Source organism: Thermodesulfomicrobium thermophilum DSM 16697 (assembly GCF_059568695.1).
Window position 1 is genome coordinate 339,745 of the sequence record NZ_JCANTW010000012.1, and the last position, 16,867, is coordinate 356,611.

16 protein-coding genes are annotated in these 16,867 nt (G+C 60.7%); 2 read left to right on the forward strand and 14 right to left on the reverse strand.

Annotation, left to right across the window (positions count from 1 at the left end; translation table 11 throughout):
- Positions 1-29 precede the first annotated feature (29 nt).
- On the forward strand, positions 30-404 hold the full coding sequence (locus tag BR00_RS05275) for a hypothetical protein (protein ID WP_496476554.1): 375 nt from the start codon (positions 30-32) through the stop codon (positions 402-404).
- Complete coding sequence (locus BR00_RS05280; RefSeq protein WP_496476555.1) at positions 385-1,299, forward strand: tyrosine-type recombinase/integrase; 915 nt, start codon at positions 385-387, stop codon at positions 1,297-1,299. Before BR00_RS05275 ends, BR00_RS05280 begins: the two co-directional genes overlap by 20 nt.
- Before the next feature lie 555 nt (positions 1,300-1,854).
- On the opposite strand, the gene BR00_RS05285 is transcribed toward BR00_RS05280, so the two are convergent.
- The 14 genes from BR00_RS05285 to BR00_RS05350 all read right to left on the reverse strand — a co-directional run bounded on the left by BR00_RS05285 (position 1,855) and on the right by BR00_RS05350 (position 16,834).
- Positions 1,855-2,355 carry a hypothetical protein gene (locus tag BR00_RS05285; RefSeq protein ID WP_136873451.1) on the reverse strand — a complete coding sequence of 167 codons (501 nt, stop codon included), beginning with the start codon at positions 2,353-2,355 and terminating at the stop codon, positions 1,855-1,857.
- A gap of 91 nt (positions 2,356-2,446) precedes the next feature.
- Positions 2,447-2,725 carry a hypothetical protein gene (locus BR00_RS05290; protein WP_011367837.1) on the reverse strand — a complete coding sequence of 93 codons (279 nt, stop codon included), beginning with the start codon at positions 2,723-2,725 and terminating at the stop codon, positions 2,447-2,449.
- A 3-nt stretch (positions 2,726-2,728) separates the two neighbouring features.
- On the reverse strand, positions 2,729-3,499 hold the full coding sequence (locus BR00_RS05295) for a hypothetical protein (protein ID WP_496476556.1): 771 nt from the start codon (positions 3,497-3,499) through the stop codon (positions 2,729-2,731).
- A gap of 488 nt (positions 3,500-3,987) precedes the next feature.
- Positions 3,988-7,296: a CHC2 zinc finger domain-containing protein gene (locus BR00_RS05300; RefSeq protein ID WP_496476557.1), complete on the reverse strand. Its 3,309-nt coding sequence runs from the start codon at positions 7,294-7,296 to the stop codon at positions 3,988-3,990.
- A gap of 2 nt (positions 7,297-7,298) precedes the next feature.
- Complete coding sequence (gene recD2, locus BR00_RS05305; RefSeq protein ID WP_496476558.1) at positions 7,299-9,503, reverse strand: SF1B family DNA helicase RecD2; 2,205 nt, start codon at positions 9,501-9,503, stop codon at positions 7,299-7,301.
- Positions 9,455-9,937 carry an ERCC4 domain-containing protein gene (locus BR00_RS05310; protein ID WP_013258639.1) on the reverse strand — a complete coding sequence of 161 codons (483 nt, stop codon included), beginning with the start codon at positions 9,935-9,937 and terminating at the stop codon, positions 9,455-9,457. Before BR00_RS05310 ends, recD2 begins: the two co-directional genes overlap by 49 nt.
- Positions 9,937-10,410: a DUF669 domain-containing protein gene (locus BR00_RS05315; protein ID WP_496476559.1), complete on the reverse strand. Its 474-nt coding sequence runs from the start codon at positions 10,408-10,410 to the stop codon at positions 9,937-9,939. Before BR00_RS05315 ends, BR00_RS05310 begins: the two co-directional genes overlap by 1 nt.
- 12 nt (positions 10,411-10,422) lie before the next feature.
- On the reverse strand, positions 10,423-11,193 hold the full coding sequence (locus BR00_RS05320) for an ATP-binding protein (protein ID WP_496476560.1): 771 nt from the start codon (positions 11,191-11,193) through the stop codon (positions 10,423-10,425).
- A 26-nt stretch (positions 11,194-11,219) separates the two neighbouring features.
- The gene (locus tag BR00_RS05325; RefSeq protein ID WP_496476561.1) at positions 11,220-12,236 is read right to left on the reverse strand and encodes a PD-(D/E)XK nuclease family protein; all 1,017 of its coding nucleotides are present in this window, start codon (positions 12,234-12,236) and stop codon (positions 11,220-11,222) included.
- Entirely contained in the window at positions 12,233-12,568 is a 336-nt protein-coding gene (locus tag BR00_RS05330) for a hypothetical protein (RefSeq protein WP_029917937.1), read from the reverse strand. The genes BR00_RS05325 and BR00_RS05330 overlap by 4 nt, the downstream gene beginning before the upstream one ends.
- A 104-nt stretch (positions 12,569-12,672) precedes the next feature.
- The gene (locus BR00_RS05335) at positions 12,673-13,257 is read right to left on the reverse strand and encodes a sigma-70 family RNA polymerase sigma factor (RefSeq protein ID WP_496476562.1); all 585 of its coding nucleotides are present in this window, start codon (positions 13,255-13,257) and stop codon (positions 12,673-12,675) included.
- Positions 13,258-13,452: 195 nt separating this feature from the next.
- Complete coding sequence (locus tag BR00_RS05340) at positions 13,453-13,779, reverse strand: hypothetical protein (protein WP_496476563.1); 327 nt, start codon at positions 13,777-13,779, stop codon at positions 13,453-13,455.
- A gap of 174 nt (positions 13,780-13,953) precedes the next feature.
- Positions 13,954-16,056, reverse strand: a complete 2,103-nt coding sequence (locus BR00_RS05345) for a 7-cyano-7-deazaguanine synthase (protein WP_496476564.1) — start codon at positions 16,054-16,056, stop codon at positions 13,954-13,956.
- The gene (locus BR00_RS05350; RefSeq protein ID WP_496476565.1) at positions 16,046-16,834 is read right to left on the reverse strand and encodes a hypothetical protein; all 789 of its coding nucleotides are present in this window, start codon (positions 16,832-16,834) and stop codon (positions 16,046-16,048) included. Before BR00_RS05350 ends, BR00_RS05345 begins: the two co-directional genes overlap by 11 nt.
- Between the last annotated feature and the right edge of the window lie 33 nt (positions 16,835-16,867).

Below are 16,867 nucleotides of genomic sequence, written 5' to 3' on the forward strand. Positions count from 1 at the left end.
TCCGGGCCACCGACAAAGGAGACATCAACATGAGCGAATGCACCGTGCATCAAGCCGCCGAGGCTTTCATCGGCCACCTGCGGGAATCCGGAAAGAAAGAGCGGACCCTCTACACATACCGGAAGGACCTCGACGTGGTTGAGGCCTTCTTCGGCGCGGATCGCCAGCTCGCCGAGATCCGGCTCCCCCAGGTCGGCAAGTTCTACAAGTCCGACCTGCTGCTCAAACTCCCCTATGGCAAGGAGCGGGCCGAGCGCACCGTCGCCAAGACCGTCCGGGTGTTCCGCATGATGATGGTCTGGGCCAAGGAGTCGGGTCGCATCGAGGAGTTGCCGCTGCCCAAGAGCACACCCATGGGCCACAGCCGGGTGAAGGAGTCCAGCGATGAGCAACCGAACGGCTGACCTCGACCTGACGGCCGCGATAGAGGCGTTCTGTGCCCGCCTGTCGGCCGAAGGACGCTCCCCAGCGACCATAGCCGCATACCGACGGGACCTCGCCCTGGTGGCCCGCGTGGCCGGGGAGCTGGCCCCGGGTATCGTCTGCCGGGCGGTCACGGCCGGGCTCCTCGACCAGGTGTTCTCCGCCGGGGCGGTCACCGAGAGCGGGCGCGGCCCACGCTCGGCGGCCTCGCTCCATCGGATGAAGGCGGCGGTGCGGGCCTTTTTCGCCTGGGCCGTCGAGGCGGGCGTGGTCGATGACAATCCTGCTCGGTCCATCCGCATGCATCGGCTGCCGAGAAAGCTGCCGGTGTTCCTGACCGCCGCCGAAAAGAAACGATTGCTCAAGGAGCTCAAGGGACGGACCGACTTCTCCGCGCTGCGCGACCGCGCCATGATCGAGGTGCTGCTGGGCACCGGGATCAGGCTTGGCGAGCTGGCCGCGCTCGACTTGGATGACATCGACCTCGACGCCAAGCATCTGCGGGTGTGGGCCAAGGGGAATGTGCCGCAGGTCAAGTTCATCAAGACCGACCTCCGCACATTGCTGCGCCGTTACCTGGCCGAGCGACGTCGACACGGCCGCCCGGAAATGGAAGCCCTGTTCCTGTCGAACCGGGACGGCAGACTCTGCCAGCGGCAGATTGCCAACCGGCTCGCTCACTGGCTGCGGAAGGCCGGGATCGAAAAGGAACTGACGCCGCACGGGCTGCGGCATACCTTCGCCACCCACCTCTACGGCGCGACCAATGACCTGCTCGTGGTGCAGCGGGCCTTGGGGCATCGGGACGTGTCCACCACCCAGATCTACACCCACCTCGTGGACGGCCAGCTCGAGGAAGCCCTCGAACGCCTCTGATCCTACCGGACCCGACGATGGGAGCGGCCTCGGCTGCTCCTGTTTTCGTTGGGCAAGACAGTATCGAAGACAGTGAATGACAGTGCCCGCAGAAGAACACATCCGCCGATGATGAATGATCATGACGAAGGTTCTCAGCCTCCCGGGCGGAGCGGGAAATATCGATTGATCGAAATTTCTCCTTTTCTGTCTGTCGGCCGCACATGGCAATATCTGCTTGGCATGTGCGAGGGCCGCTGCCGAAGGAATGGCTGTTTGTGGGGCTTGGCCGGTTCTGCCTGGGGCACGATATGCCAATATTTACTTGGGTTGTGTGAGAGAGCTCCGGCGTGAACAGGCCAATATCTACTTGGCTTATGGGGCTCGGCTTATGCGCACACATGCCAAGCGAATATCGAGAGCTGCAGGAAGATATAGAGGAGTGGAAATGATGATCGGCCGCCGAAGAATGCCGATTCCGAAAGTGTAAGGAACACGTCTTATCCGCAATTCCTGGTGAAGCTGTCTGCCGCAAGTCGCCGTGTGTCGGGGTCATCGGAAAAGCCCTCCATGGTGTTATCCGCAATTCTTTCCGCGTTTCTTGCGGCCGGAGGGTTTCGTGCCCGGGGCGTTGGCGGCCTCGGCCACCTTCTCGAGCAGCGCCGCCGCCCATTCCGCCGGAGAGGTCTGCGGGCCTTTCGGCTCCTCACCCTCGCGGGCGATCTTGGTGGTCTTGAGGTCCTTCATGTGGCAGCGGATCATCCGGTCGAGTTTTTCGGCGGCGTCCGTGTTCCCCTCGATCTGGGCGCGGACCAGCTTCACCGAGTAGACGCCCACCAGCTCCACCTGCAGGAAGTCGCTGGACTTGTTGAACTCGAAGTCCTGGTTGAGGCGGTCGATGATGGCGTCGAACATGACCTTCTCTTCCGGCGTCAGACAGCGGTCGGCAAAGATGCCGTGACGCAGCCGGTTCTGGTTACCCTCGGGCGCACCAGGCCCGCGCCGGGGCGGTTCGGTCTTGCCCTCGTTGCGGTGCCAGCGGTCCAGCGTCTCTTTGTCCGGTTTGTTCAGTGCCACGTGGAAATCCTGCCAAATATTGTTTTCCCAAGCCGGGATGCGGGGCGGGAGGCCGATTTAGCCTCCAAACGCGCTCCCGCCGGTTCAGGGGTTACTTACCGGAAGCGGCGGCCAACTGTCGGTCCCGATCCTGTTTTCGTTCGGCGGCGATGATCTGGTTGACCCGGCGGGTGGTCACTCCGGCGAGGTTGGAGATCTCCTGGCTGCTGATACCCTGCAGATGAAGGGCAAGCACCAGGTCGCGGCGCTCTTGGTAAAACCGGCTCGGTGCCGGGACCCAGAGAATTCCGGTGTAGTGCTTCTGAATCTGCTCGAAGAGTTCCTCGGGCAGGACATCCTTGGCGTTGGCGTAGCGTTTCTTTTTCTTCACGACTCAATCCTCCACTTTCTTCATCCACGGCTGCGGCACGTCCGGGTTGTAGAACCGCAGCGTGCTGGGACGCCCGGACTTCGGCCCGTGGATAATTTCGATAGAACGCTCGGTGACCTCGCCAATCTCCTGATCGCCATCGACGAAACAGACCAGACCGTAGTCCTCGCCGCAGGGAAACCGGAAGCGGCCCTGGTTCTGATAGAGGCGTGCCTCGGACCAACCCTTGGCCATGGCCTCCTCACGGATGGCGTCGACCTTGGCGACAGCCTGGGAAGTCACCGGCTGCTTACATTTCCAAGCTTGGTTCCCGGGATAAATCCAGTCCTTTCCGGGAACTTCGACGGGTTTCTCCTGGGGCTCGGAACGAAGCGCGGGTGGCCGATAGTTCTTTGGGGAAAAGGACTGGAGGACCTCTTGAACGCTTTCCTTGCCGAATTCCCGGATGGCCAGCTCCTGCAGGGCGTTGAATCGCTGCCGCAGCGTGTTCCAGGCATCGTCGGGGAGCTTTCCGGCCTTGTGCGCGGCTTGGGCGGTGACCATGCGGGAACGTAGCCAAGCAAAGTATTCAGGCGACAGACGGCGACACAGCGTGCCGTCGATCTCCCTGTCTTCAGGACAGTCGCGGGCGTCCTCGATCTCGTGGACATCGAGCCCGGTGGAGACATAGATGGCGGGCTGCGGTGGTTGCGGTGGTAATGATGGGGTTTCACATTCGGCCGAGGCTTCCTGCCCTCCGGCGGTGTGCTTGATCATGGTTTTCAGAAGGCTCATGGCTTCGGGCTCCAGAAATACGGGTTAATCGCTTTTCCCGTTACTTACCGGAGCTGCCCTGAAACCGTCGGTGACCACCCGCTGCGGTGGATATGAGCGGTGGTTGCGGTGGTCGTGCGGTGGAAGGTTTTCTTGTCCCACCGCAGGGGGTAGTTCTTTGTTTGTTATTTGTTTTTAGATAGTTATGAAGAAAGAGAAGATAGAGTGCGGTGGTTGCGTTGGTATTTGGGGAATGTCTCTCACGCTGGGCCGGAATTTCCCTGGCGTGGTATGTCGGGTTGGTAGGTAGAAAAAATATTTCAGCCCATAGGGGGTGAGACCTTTGGATTTACCACCGCAACCACCGCAAAGGCCATGAAAGCCTTGTCTGGCAAGGGTTTGGCGTGCGGTGGTCATCCACCGCAAGAGACAGCGGTGTTCACCGCACCACCGCAAAAGAAAAGGACGCCCGAGAGCGTCCTGGATGATTACGTCAGTATGGGGTGGAATCAGAGATTGGCGGTCTTGACGATCCGGTACTCGAAATTCTTGGTGTGGGCGTTGCGCTGCCGGTCGATGTCAAACCCGGCATCCCGGATGACGTCCAGGTCGTTGCTGATGCGCCGACCGAGCTGGGCGGGCTTCTTGTATTCGAACTCGAGGTTGAATTCCCGGCCGACTCTGCGTAGCGCCGCGAGCAGCCGTCCCGCCGACACCGGTTCCATGGTGTTCTCGTTCTCGAACCTCACCTGGTAGCGCTCGATGAACCCCACCACATGGTTTGCCCGGTCGTCCTCGCCGTAGCGGGCCTTCTCATCCAGCTCCACCGCGTTTCGGTAGGCGTGGAAAAGCGACGCCAGCGCCGTTGCGATGGGGTTCGACTCCCGCGCCATCTCCTGGCTGGTGTCGTTGATGGAATGGATCTGCTCGATGAACAGCGGGCTCAGATCCTCGAGTTCGGTAGTCACCTCGTGCTCCTCGGACCCGGCCAGCATCATCAGGTACATCAGGCTCAGATAATCGTTGCAACGGCGCTTGCCATGGGTCGGCATGGTTCGGTGCAGCAGGCGCATGACCTGTTTCTGGGCTCCGTCCCGGATCATCGCCAGCACATGGCTGGTTCGCTTCATGATGGCCGAAATGATCAGATCCCGGTTCTGCTGGATGGCCGAGATGACCTCCGATTCCAGAAAGCAGTCGCTGGCCTGGTTGGCGAGGTCGAAGTTGATGACGAAGGACCTCGACAGGATCTCCGAAAGTTCCCCGCACAGCGGCTCGATGCCGGTGGTGTTCAGCAGGCATTTGGTCCGCTCGGTGATGGTCTCGCTGTCGGTGCCGCTCTTGCGTTTCTCCTTGGCGATGCCGGTGATGCTGGTCAGCATGAAGGTGGTCAGATCCTCGGTCATCTGCTTGACCTCGATGTTGTCGAGGACGATGAGTGGGTTCTGCGAGCCATCGGTGTAGTTCGCCGCGTCGGTGGCCTTCTTGTGCTGGGGCTCGCCGTAAAGCAGCGTCGACGTGATCTTGCTGGCGGTGGTCTTGCCCGATCCGGCCGATCCCTCGAAGCGGGTCATGGGCCGCGTTCCGGCGAAGTCGATCAGCAGAAAACAGGAGAGCCAGGAAAGGATGAGAAAGCGATCCCCCTGCGGACAGGTCATGTTGCCCACCAGTAGATCGACCAGGAGCCGGTCCGCCTCTTCGAGGTCGGCGTTGGGCAGGAATTTCAGCGGCTTCATCTTGCGCGAGCCATCCAGGATTATACCGTCCTCGTTGCCGCCATTCTTCATGATCTGAATCTCGTCCGGGGTGATCTTGGCGATCTCGTGCTCTGGATTGTTCAGGTTGAAATAGACGGTGTAGGAAGCCACATCGGTGTGCAGCCAGGAGAAATGGTCGCGCACCTGGCCACGGATCATCGCCAGGCTGGGCAGTACCTCGAAAAATGTCCGTCCGCCGCCCGTGGTCGGCACCATGCCCGTGTGCTTGTAGAGCATGGCCGCGTAATGGCGCTTGCGGCCACGGTCCGGTGAATCCATCCAGTAGATGGCGTTATCGAAATACATGAACGGCTCGCCCTGCAGGGTGTGAAAGAACTGGGCACCATTGGCGTTGAACCAGTCGTAGGCAGCCTCGGCGGCCAGGGTGTAGTCGGGAGCGCCGTTCTCCAGTTCCGTGTCGATCAGCACCTCGTCGACCCGGGCTCGGCATGATCCGGGCATCGCGCCGGACATCCGTTTGGCCTTTTTCTTTTCGTTGCGGAACTCGACCTTGCGGTCCTTCTGGATGGCGCGGATCTGTTCCTTCAGGGTAGCCATAGAGACGCCACCGCCGATGTGCTCCTGCACCAGCTTCAGCAGGCGGACCTGTTCCAGCGGCGACTGCTCGGAAATCTCTCCCAGGATCGGTTCAAGCAGGCGATTGCGATCCTCCTCGGGGATGTCTGCTGGTAATGAGCGCACGCCAAACTCGATGGGTGTGCTGGCCTCCACAAGAAGGCGCTCGAAATCCTCCCGGGTATGTCCGGCGGCGATGTAATCGTTGACGTCGATCTTGGCGGTGGCGAGAAGCGCCTCGGCCGCCTGAATCTCTTCGGCGGGCCGTCCCGCCAGCAGCTTGGCCAGCTCCTTCGGCCCCACGCTCGCCGTCAGGCCGAAGCGTTCGGTCAGCTCCTGCCGGGCCGAGATCTGTGTCTCCGACAAGGGCAGCGTCACCAGGCGCGTGTCGATCTTGTGTTCGGCCAGGGTGCGGGCGGTTTGCAGCGCCCCCTTGAGACCAGCCTGGGAGAGTTCGTTGTCCTGGCAGATGTAGACGGTTTCGACGCCGCGCAGCTTGGGGATCAGGCGCTCCCAGTCGGCGGCCCGGATGCGGACGGTGACCGGCGATACGGTGGGCAGGCCCAGTTGCATCAGCGCCAGGCAATCGGTCACCCCCTCGGTGATGATCACTTTGCCGGGCCTGGCCAGCAGGCAGTCCTCGTTGAACAGCAGCGCGTTGTTGATGAAGTCGGCGACGTAGGGCCGCTGGTGCTCGTCGTGAACCGGCAGCTTCTTGTATTTCCCTTGCTCCCAGCCCAAGTCCGGGGTCCACGGCGTCTTGCGGCCGATCATGAACACCACCCGGCCACGGCTCCAGTACGGAAAGACGATCCGTCGCTCGAAAAATGGCGTCAGGCCGTCCTGGTTGGTCGGGCGAAAAGCGCCGGTGGCGGATAGTTCCCGCATGGAGAACCCGTTTTCGATCCCGGTTAGTTGGGCGACTGCGCCGGACGCATTGTCCGCATAGCCGATCAGGAGATCGTCGATGGTCTCTTCGCTCAGAGCATATTTGGATTTCAGCCAGTCGAGGACATCCGGCGACTCCTTGAGCCTGGCGTGGTAAAGCCTGGCCAGCGCGGTCAGCGCATCCTTGACCCGCAGTTCGAAGGCGCGGTCGGCCTCTGTCTGGGCCAGACGCTCCTGGCTCAGGCCATAGCGCGACAGCGGCGGCAAGCCCGCCTTCTTGGCGAGATAGTCCCGGGCCTGGCGGTGGCTGTCCGGCATCGGACCGGATTGCCCGGCGGTGACCGAGCCCGACTGGATGAACTCCACGAGCTGCAGCACGTCACCGCCGACTCCGCAGCCGAAGCAGTACCAGCCTTGCTTGTCGAGCATCACGTGCAGCGAAAGGCGCGACTGGCTCTGATGGTTGGGGCAGTCGCACATCAATCGCTGACCGGTCTCCTGGGTGATCCGTCCCGGCAGGAGTTCCCGGGTCACGTCACCGATATCCATCTCGGTGACGAGCCGGTAATACTCCCTGACGTTATCCGTTCCGCCCATACTCATTCGGCCTCCGCGTGCTGGGCGGCGTCCAGAAACAGGGGTAGAAAGGTCCGGCGGTCATCCACCTGGCAGCGCTTGGCGCAGTTCTGGATGCCCCAGTGATCACCCAGAACAATGGCGGTGCGCCGGGCGCGGGTCACCCCGGTGTAGAGCAGATTGCGGTGGTGCATGAAGGAATGCGCCTTGTGAACCACCACCACGGCACAGGGGAACTCGGAACCCTGGGTTTTGTGGATGGTGAGCGCATAGGCGAGCTGTAGATCCTGCAGGTCGGGCGACCCTTTCTCCAGTTCCACCGGCATGCCGTCGAAGTCGATGACCAGTGTGCCGTTCGCGAGAACATCGACCACATAGCCGATGGCACCGTTCATCACGTTCAGGTCGTAATTGTTCCGGGTCTGGATGACCTTGTCGTGCTTGAGAAACGGTGCGCGGCGTCCCATGGCGACCGGCGGCACCTCGGTGTTCCAGAGCTTGCGCTGGATGAGCCGCTGCAGTTCCTCGTTCAATTCCTTGGTGCCGAGCGGCCCCTTGTGGGTCGGCGTCAGCACCTGCACGTCCTTGATGATGTTGAAACCCAGGGTATCGAGCCGCTCCTGAAACAACTCCAGCAGGAACGAGCGTGCCGCCATCGGGTCGGTGAACTGATCCACCAGATACCAATCCCGGCATCCGCCCACCGATGCCTCGCTGGTCTTGCGCACCTCGCCCTTGAGAACGGCGGTGCAGTTCTCCTTGAGGACACCAGCCTGACGCACGACCTTGTCGAGGATGACCGTGGGGATGGCGCGTGTCTGGATCAGATCGCGCAGGATGTTCCCTGGTCCCACCGGCGGAAGCTGGTTGTGGTCCCCGACCAGCAGCACCGTGGTCCGCGACAGATCGACCGCCTCGAACAGGTGCCAGGCCAACGGCACATCGACCATCGAAAACTCGTCGACCACCAGGACATCGGCATCGATGGGGTTCTCCTTGCTGCGCGAGAAACCCTTGCCGTCATAGCCGAGCAGACGGTGGATGGTGGTGCCGCTGCGACCGCTGACTTCCTCCAGGCGCTTGGCTGCCTTGCCGGTCGGCGCGGCGAGAACGACCTCCAGATCGCTCTCCTCGCAGATGGTGTTGATGACCGAAATGGTGTAGCTCTTGCCCGAACCCGCTCCACCCGAAATCAGGCTTATGCTGTGCTGGAGGGCCGAGCGCACCGCTTCGAGCTGCCTCTCGTTCAGCGTTGATGCGCAGCGCCGAATCAGGGCATCGAGTTTCCTGACGGACTGGAAATGAAGATTGGGTGTTTCGGCCTGGCCGAACAGAGAAGCCAGCTCCCGCTCCATGCGGACGATCTCCGGAAGAGCGACCACGAAACGTCCGCCGTGGGAATCGCAGGCAAGCGCCTGTTCTTGGATGAGCGCATCGAGGGCGCTTTCGATACGGACCCGGCTGTCCAGGGCATCCATGACCAGCAGCAGATTGGCCTGGTCCACCAGATCCTCGTATTCGATCCAGCAGTGACCATTGTCCAGGGCTTCACGGACGCAGAAATTCAACCCGGCCCGGATACGAGGGGTGTGGTCCTTGGGGATGCCCAGCTTGCGGGCGATCTTGTCGACCTTCTTGAAGCCGAATCCCCGGATCTCCCGAATGAGGATATACGGGTCTTCCTTCAGAATATCGAGGCAGTTGCCGCCGAGTCTTTCGACCAGAGTGGTGACCTGATGATGGGTCAGTCCGAATGCCGACAACCATGCCATGACGGCGTTGACGCTGCGGTTATTCAACCATTCGTCACGCAGCCGCCGGGCCGCGTCCAAGGGCAGCCGAGCTTTGAGCGCGATGCGCTCGGGGTCATTCAGAAGGGTTTCTTCAAAGGCGTCGCCGAAACTCTCGACGATCAATCTGGCCTTGGCCGGACCAATGCCCTTGATCTCCGGATGGTTGGCCAGATAGTGGATCAGCCCCTCCGGATCGAGTTCGAGGTCGTGCTCCATCCCGTCGACCTTGAACTGACGGCCGTATTTGGGATGGGTGGCCCACGACCCGAGCAGGACCACAGGCTGATTTTCCCGGGCGAACAAATTGCCCGCGAACTGGAATTCCTCACCGGTCGGGGTGAGCAGTCGGCCTGCGGAGAACTTGGGTCCGGCATAGTAAACGCGCTCTATTCTTCCCCGGAGTCGCGCCGGGTTACTCTCATTTCTTTTTGGCATCTCGCGATCCTCCGGTGAAAACGTGTCAGGTACTCCTCGACAAAACGGCAGGCGGCCTGCCGGTCCGAGCAGAAGTAGACGGGGACACCGAAGTCGACGACGATGGAGGCGACCGTTCCGATCAGCGCATGCGGGTGGGCATCGCTGCGGTAGCGGCCATCGACCAGATCGCGAAAGTTGCATTCGACAACCACGCAGGCGGACTCGTAGGCTGAGAGCTTTTCCAACTCGCGGTGAAACCGCTTTCGCCCCCGGATGACGGTGGAGACGAAATCCGTCAGAGATTTGCGCTCCACCGCCACCCGTTCCTCGAGGCCGACCAGTGAGTAATCACCGGCGGGCAGCGCCTTGCGAACCGCCGAAACCTTGTCGCTATCAAAGCTGTAGGGCTCCTGTTCGCGGGTGTCGACGACAACGGTGATCCGGTCCATCATCAGAACGGGATCATGTCATCCATCGCCGCGCCGGGAGCCCCGGTATCGTCGGCCATGACAATGCGACGGTTGAAGTAGATGTTCTCGTTTTCACCGCGAGTGCGTTTGGTCACTTCCAGCTTGATATTGAGAAGCTGCTCGAGTTGGCCCGGCAGGTCGGAGAGCTTCTGAAGCTGCAGCCCGCAGGTGTAGAGGTCCTGCTTGAGCCACTTGATGTTCTCGTTGCTGGCCATGACATTGTTGCGCCAGAGCAGACGGCCCTTGTGGGTCGGCGCGAGAATGCGCAGGGTCCACTTGAGCATGGGATTGCCCGAGGTCTGGGCGCGAGTCAGTTCGACCCGGTCAACGTTGACCTGGTACTTGCCGTCGGGAACGGCCTCGAACTCACGTTCCTCGACTTCGGCGGTTTCGAAGGCGTCGTCGAACTGCGCCAGGTCGAGGTTACTGTTGGACTGATTTGCGTAGTGTTCCATGGTCGGCTCTCCTTACTGTTGAGGTTTCGCCGCCGCACTCGCGGTCGGCTCCGGCTTCGGCCGGGCGGCACTCGCCGCAGCTCCGGCTGCCGTGCTGTTGAACGCTTTCATGAAGCTCATAAAATCGAGAGGGATGACTTCGGGGAGTCGGCCGGTGCGGTCACCAGCGTCGTAGTTGGGACTGGGCTTGGTGCGCATCACGCGCTGCCAGACAGGCTTGCCGTCCTCGCCGGTTTTCATGTCCAGGTCGCAGAACAGGATCAGGTCCACCAGACCGGTGACCAGCTTCCGCGCCTTCTCCGGCAGCGTCGGCACGATGCGGGTGTGTTTGCCGGTCCGGGTCTCGATGTCCCGTTCCATGGAGTGAGAGATCAGGATCAGCCCGTAGGGCAGGAAGGCGAGTTTGTTGATGACGCGCTGGAATTCGTTGTTGATCAGCGCGTAGCCTTTACCGTAGCCCAGGTCGGACTCGTGCTCGATCTTGAATTTCTTGCAGACGTAGTCCGAGCACATCTTGTAGGCGTTATCCACCGTGTCGAGGACGATGGTCTTGAACTCGTGCTTGCCCTCGGCGATCTCGGCGCAGGCCTGCAGGAGGTCGTCCCAGCAGGTGATCGGGGCCTGGAACACCTCCAGGGCGTTCAGGCCCGGCTCGGTCGCCAGGAACAGTGCGTCATCGGCCTTGGAGCACCAGGTGCTCTTGCCGATCTTGCTCGGGCCGTACACCAGGGCTGTGAGGTCCGAGAGCGTGTGTTTGGGTTTGCTTTTGGTCTTGGGAAGCATGGCTTCGTCTCCTTATGGTTGGGATTTCAAAACACCGGAGCGGCGTTTTCACCGGCTCCGTCCCGCAGCTCTTCGTGCGGGGCGATCCGTTGGAAATGGTTTTCGATGACGTTGGGGTTGCCGCCCGAGCGGCAGAGCTGGAAGTAAGCGCAGGGCCTTCCGTACTGGAAGCAGTAGCTGGTGTTGCGGTAGAAGGTGTCGCGCCGACGGGCGTCGAGCATGGCCTTGGAGAGTTCCCACAGCTCCGCCCGCAGTTCCTCGAACTGGTCGCGGGAGATGTAGAGCACCTCGCGATGGAACATGCCCGGCTCGAGGTACTTCTCCTGGAGTCGCTGCTGGAAGGTGTCGTCGTCCTCCGGCAGCTTGCGCTTGGCGCTGCTCTTGCCGGTTTTCGACTTGGCGATCAGCTCCGCCCGGCGGGCCTCGAATTCGGCTTCGGTCTCACCCTTGCCCTGGCGCAACTTGGCCTTGACCAGGACGTTGTAGATGATGCCGCTGACCGTGATGCCGAGGGTCTGCTCCAGGTACCAGGCGTAGAGGATGATCTGGAAATCGGTCCACAGCCGCTCCAGGTAACTGGCGTCGATCTGCGAGGCGGTTTTGTGTTCCAGCAGGAAATACTGGCCATCCTGACGGACGATGCCGTCCACCTTCCCGGCGAGAATGAAACTGCGCGAGGTCGCCCCGGTCGCCGGGTTGACGATGGGACCTTCGAAGGTTTTCTCGAGCGCGACGACCTCGAACGCTTCGGCCGGGTAGTGTTTCGCATAGGCGCTCATCATGGCCCGGGCGAGATGCCAGTCGGCCTGTTGATGGTCGTCCTGCGCCCGATTCGGATAGGTCCGGTCGATGTGGTCGAGGACCTTGGCCAGATCCCGCTCGCCGTGCCAGCACTCCAGGCAGTCGTGGATGACCGAGCCGAAGGCCAGATTGGGGTCGCGCTCGAGCGGCACCAGCTCGTCGATGTAGCGCCACTTGCAGGCCATGCGGCAGTTGCGGAACAGCCGCCACATGGAATAGGTGGTGGTCATCAGCTCGCTCATACCGCCACCCCCGCTTCGGCGGCGGGCGCTGCCCGATGCTTGGAGGCACAGGCGCAACCCGACGGCTGGGATCGTTCGATCAGGACCGAACGTTCGCCGTATTCCTTGGTGGCGAAGCCAGTGAAGATGCGGGCGAGGTCGCTGCCGACATCGGTGGAGGCGTCGATCACGCAGGTGCGTCGGGCCTTGTCCAAATTGAACCGGCTCTCCATCCGCACACGGGAGCGGCCATGCAGGCTTTCGACGGCCAGCATCGCCAGCATGAAAGTGTCTTCCAGTTCCTGGGCCGGGACCGACTCGTCAAAACGGTACTTGTAGGTGTCGTGAGTCATGGTTGAACTCCTCTTTTGTTCAGGTTCTGATTTCCGAGGCCCCGGATAGCCGCACCATGCGGCACGGTGCTTACTTACCGGAGGCGGAGCCGATGCGTCGGAGATCACAGGTAGTCCTCGAGCCCGGCCTCGCGGAACGCGTCCCGGAGCTTGCTCAGCCGGTCGTAGAGGGTGGTTCTGGGAATGCCCATCTCTCGGGCGACTTCGGCCATGGTGCTGTCGTGCAGGCGCGAGCACAGATCCCGGAGCTCTTCCGGCAGCGAGGCGATGGCCTGGCCGAGATCCATGCGGATCTCATGGGCGAGGCGCTCTCTTGTTTCGCGGCTGCCGCCGCTCAGAGAGCCTTCGCTATCCAGGAAGTCGATCCGCTCGGTGGTGTCGCCCTCACCGTTGTCGAGGGGTTCGTTGAGTGATGTTTGGCAGAGCCGCCAGTCCCGGCATTGGGCGAACCGGGCCTCCAGAATGGTGGAGATGTGACGTTCGACGATCCGGGCCATGAAGGTGGTCTTCTTGGCCTTGGCGGGATTGAAATGCCGCATCCGCTGCAGCAGATCGATCATCAGTTCCTGTTCGAGGTCGGGTCTATCGTCCTCGGTGAATCCGGCCTTGCCTACGAGTTGACGTGCTTTGTGCCGAATGAGGTCGGCGGCATACTTGTCGATGCCGTCGTAAGAATTCTGAGAAACCATCGGGGCCTCCTCGGAGCGAGGAGGAGGTCCGCGTGGGTGTCGGCACGGGCCAGATCACAGGACAAAGCTGTCGCGTGGGCGAAGGGGTCGCAGGTACGCCGCCAATTGCCGTATTCGGCTCGGCGACACCCACAACAGCCTCCGCCATGCGTCCAGCTTGTTGTCCAGTGTCTAAGGGTTCAGGTCGTTACGTGTTCAGGCTGCCCGTTCCTCGATGCGCATCAGGAACGGGAGACCGTGCTTGATCTCGAGCAGGCAGACTTTTCCGCTGCCCATCTGCGCGAGGTGCTCCAGCAGCGCCACGACCTCTTGCTTGAGAATGAAGTCATCCTGGTCGCGCTCGGGCCGGGGACCGCTCTGTCCGCCCAGCTTGATCTCGCGCTCGATGACCGTTTCAGGGGTGAGTTCCGGCTCGCCATCGCGGACCGGAATGTTGGTGATGCGGCCGAAGTTGATGTCCTGCATCAATTCGATGAGTCGCCGCTTCGGTGGGGTGAGGTGTGCTTTGTTGACTTGTGCCACTGCCAGTCTCCTTGTTCGGAAGTTCTGGCACGCCCGGTGGTCAACCCTGTGCTGACCAATAAAAAACGCCGGATCGCGCCTTCATTGGGGAAGGCGCTACATCCGGCGTCGCAATGGCTACATTTGGCGTAGCGGAAATTTTTTTTAGTTTTTTCTTCCTGGATGGTCCCCGGGTCAGTCGTTGACTATCGGGCGGACCTCCCAAACGATCTCCTCTTCGGTCCGGTAGACCGGTTCGTTGCCGCACTTGATGGACTCCTTCAGGTGGGCGGCCAGCGGCTTGTCATACTTCTCCAGATACTTGATGGCCCGGTTCACGGCGTTCCGGAAGGCGTCACGAATGTTCTTCCGCTTGTCGTTGGATTTCCGGAGTTTGCCACCCAGACCAACCGCCTCGTTGATTGCGGCGGTGATCTGGGTCATTTCGTCCTCAAGCCGCTGGATTTCGGCATCGTTGTTTTCTGCCCGGGCTTCTTCAATCTCTCGGAGAAGCTCGTGAGCCTTCTCCCGGTATTGCTCGACGGCCTTGCGGTCAGCAACGAAGCCGGTATCACCCAACGGGACCCCCTGGGTGACCTGAAAGCCTTCGTCGGTTTCATTGGAGTTCAGGACCGCGTTGCAGCTATCGATGGCAAATCCGCAGACGATCTCGTAGACCGAGGTTTCCTTGTTCGGCCTTGCCAGGAGGAAGTTGATGTACTCGGCCCCTTTGTCGACACCCGTCACGAGCACCTCGGCGTTGCCGTTAAAGCGTGCAGCCCAGACACCTCCGCGTTTCCTGAAGTAGTTGTCCGGCTGCTTCTGCTCGACCGGAATGGCCGGGACAGAGATCACCGATCCCGATTCATAGACCGTTCGAAGCAAGCAGTCTCCCGGCAAGGTGCGCTGGCGGATTGCCGTGATGTTGCGGGCGACCATGGTGTCCATCGCTTCGCAGACCTCCTTGGCGTGGCGCTTGTAAAGGTCATAGACCTTCTGGGCCACGCTTCCGGGGTTCCCGTTCAAGTAGCGGAAGACCCGACTCACCTCGCTGAATCGAGCGATAAACTGGGTGATGTCATCCTGATCACGGACCTGGTTGGCTCTCTCCAGGTACGCGGCAGCCATGATCTTGTCCTCGTCCTTGCTTCGACTTTGGGTAAAGATGTCGGTCTTGTAGGCATCGACAGGGTCATACTGATCAGCCTTGGCAGCGATCACAGCAAAGCGCCGGTCGATGCACTGCGAGCAGGTGCCGCAGTGGGTATGGTGGTTGGTCATCTCCCATGTGTGCGTGCAGGTGGTCGATGCCGCGATCATCTCCTGGCACCCGGCCTTGGTAATGACCCCGACGACATCAGCCTTGGTCTTCCAGATGTAGGGATTTTCAATGGTGAAGGGCTCGCCAGCCACCAGGCTTATGATTTCCTGGAAGCCACGAATTACCCGGGGATGAGTGGTGCGCGTCGCCCGGCCGCCGACGACTTGGGCACAGACCGGCAGATTCAGACTGATGACGCCGTTCTCGTAGAAACGGACGCTCTTCAGGTTGATCATTTTTGCGATAGTCGCGCCGATGGACACATAGAGGAAGGAGCGGCTCCGCTGGGTGTACTCGTAGTTCAGCCCCTTGTTCTTATTGACGCGAACGCCGATGTGGAGTGGAGCGTTTTCCCCAGCCTTCTCGGCAATCATCTTTTCCAGTCGCCGGTGGCGCGTGTTGAGCTTCGGGGTCGACTTGTGGGTGACAAGGACGACCTTGTGTTTTTCATTCAGAACTTCATCGATGGCTCCCGCCAGCGAGTCCAGTCCACCTGAAAACATCACTACCTGTTCCGGATAGCCGAAGAGCCGTCCGTCATCGTTGAAGTCCAGATAGCCCTGGAATGCCTGAGCCTCTTTCAGCTTGGTGAATTCGAAGTGATAGCTGTCATCAGACAGGAACCCAAGCGTCGAGCACAGGGCCTGCTGAATCTCCTTGCCGTTCCAGAAATCCGGGTCCCGGACCGGAATGATGAAATGCAGATTTCTTCGCCAACCGTGGCCAAAGGAATCAACGTCATCGGCTCCACGGGGAATGGCCTGATCGGCACTGTACACGTAGGTGGCGATTTCGAGCAGATCCTGGAAAGAATCAGGAACGTCCTTGCTCATCTTTTTGTGGATGTCCTCGATGCGTAGGGTGATCTTGTCCGGCCCATCCTTGCCCCAAAGGCGCAGGCGCAGATCACGGTCAGGATTTTCTTCAATCCCATCGGTCGGTGCGTTCCCACAGATGACATATCGTTTATCTTGCATCGGCTCGCGCTCCTTCTTTTAGCTCGTCCTTCATCTTTTTCAGCGCGTAAGAGGCGAAGCCATTGGAAGACTCCCTGGAGATGTCACCACCTTCTTCGTATTTGTGCTTCGAAAACCAATCTGCTGAAAACTGTTCGACGATCAGGGACGCCTCTTTACAGTGCGTGTTCAGAGCCTTCTCGAATTGTCCCATTTCATTCATGGTGGCGAAGCGCTGGCCCTCGCCAAGATGGGTCGCCAGCGTTTTTGACAGGAAATAGTTCATGCTCTCGTTGGTCAGCTTGGCGAAGAAAGTCCGCGACAGCTCTCCGAACTCCCGCTTTTTCCCGAGCGCTGCCAGTGCGGCCCGAACATCATCTGGCCCGGGGGCGAAGAGAGACGGCAGTTTTGGTGAGATGTGCTCTACCAATGCTCCAACCAAGGCCCGCTGAGACATTTCACCGAGGTCGGATCGGCCACCGTTGGACTCCAATTTATTATCCAGGGCCTCGGAGACTGCGGCGGCAAGATCGGGAAGGGATGTATCCTGCGGCAGGTTGACGCCGAGGGATTGGAGATGCTCACCGATGTTCTCTTTTTTTGCGGCAATGGCAAGCTGGGTCATCAGCCATACCGCCTCGGTAAACCCCTCATCGTTGAGCACAAATGAGAAGGCCTTGTCAGCCGCCCGTATTGTGGCGTTTGCGATCTGGGACACGTCGGCACCGGCCGTGATCAGGCCGACCACCTCTTTCCATGCCCTCGACCTTGGAAGGCTCCCAAGTCTGACGTGCCCCATGTCGATCTCCTTATTGTTCGCGACCCTGCATCG

Bases quoted from the DNA above. Each gene is read 5' to 3' on its own strand.
- BR00_RS05275 (WP_496476554.1), top strand. From the start codon at position 30: ATGAGCGAATGCACCGTGCATCAAGCCGCCGAGGCTTTCATCGGCCAC.
- BR00_RS05280 (WP_496476555.1), top strand. From the start codon at position 385: ATGAGCAACCGAACGGCTGACCTCGACCTGACGGCCGCGATAGAGGCG.
- BR00_RS05295 (WP_496476556.1), bottom strand. From the start codon at position 3,499: ATGAGCCTTCTGAAAACCATGATCAAGCACACCGCCGGAGGGCAGGAA.
- BR00_RS05300 (WP_496476557.1), bottom strand. From the start codon at position 7,296: ATGGGCGGAACGGATAACGTCAGGGAGTATTACCGGCTCGTCACCGAG.
- recD2 (WP_496476558.1), bottom strand. From the start codon at position 9,503: ATGCCAAAAAGAAATGAGAGTAACCCGGCGCGACTCCGGGGAAGAATA.
- BR00_RS05310 (WP_013258639.1), bottom strand. From the start codon at position 9,937: ATGATGGACCGGATCACCGTTGTCGTCGACACCCGCGAACAGGAGCCC.
- BR00_RS05315 (WP_496476559.1), bottom strand. From the start codon at position 10,410: ATGGAACACTACGCAAATCAGTCCAACAGTAACCTCGACCTGGCGCAG.
- BR00_RS05320 (WP_496476560.1), bottom strand. From the start codon at position 11,193: ATGCTTCCCAAGACCAAAAGCAAACCCAAACACACGCTCTCGGACCTC.
- BR00_RS05325 (WP_496476561.1), bottom strand. From the start codon at position 12,236: ATGAGCGAGCTGATGACCACCACCTATTCCATGTGGCGGCTGTTCCGC.
- BR00_RS05330 (WP_029917937.1), bottom strand. From the start codon at position 12,568: ATGACTCACGACACCTACAAGTACCGTTTTGACGAGTCGGTCCCGGCC.
- BR00_RS05335 (WP_496476562.1), bottom strand. From the start codon at position 13,257: ATGGTTTCTCAGAATTCTTACGACGGCATCGACAAGTATGCCGCCGAC.
- BR00_RS05345 (WP_496476564.1), bottom strand. From the start codon at position 16,056: ATGCAAGATAAACGATATGTCATCTGTGGGAACGCACCGACCGATGGG.
- BR00_RS05350 (WP_496476565.1), bottom strand. From the start codon at position 16,834: ATGGGGCACGTCAGACTTGGGAGCCTTCCAAGGTCGAGGGCATGGAAA.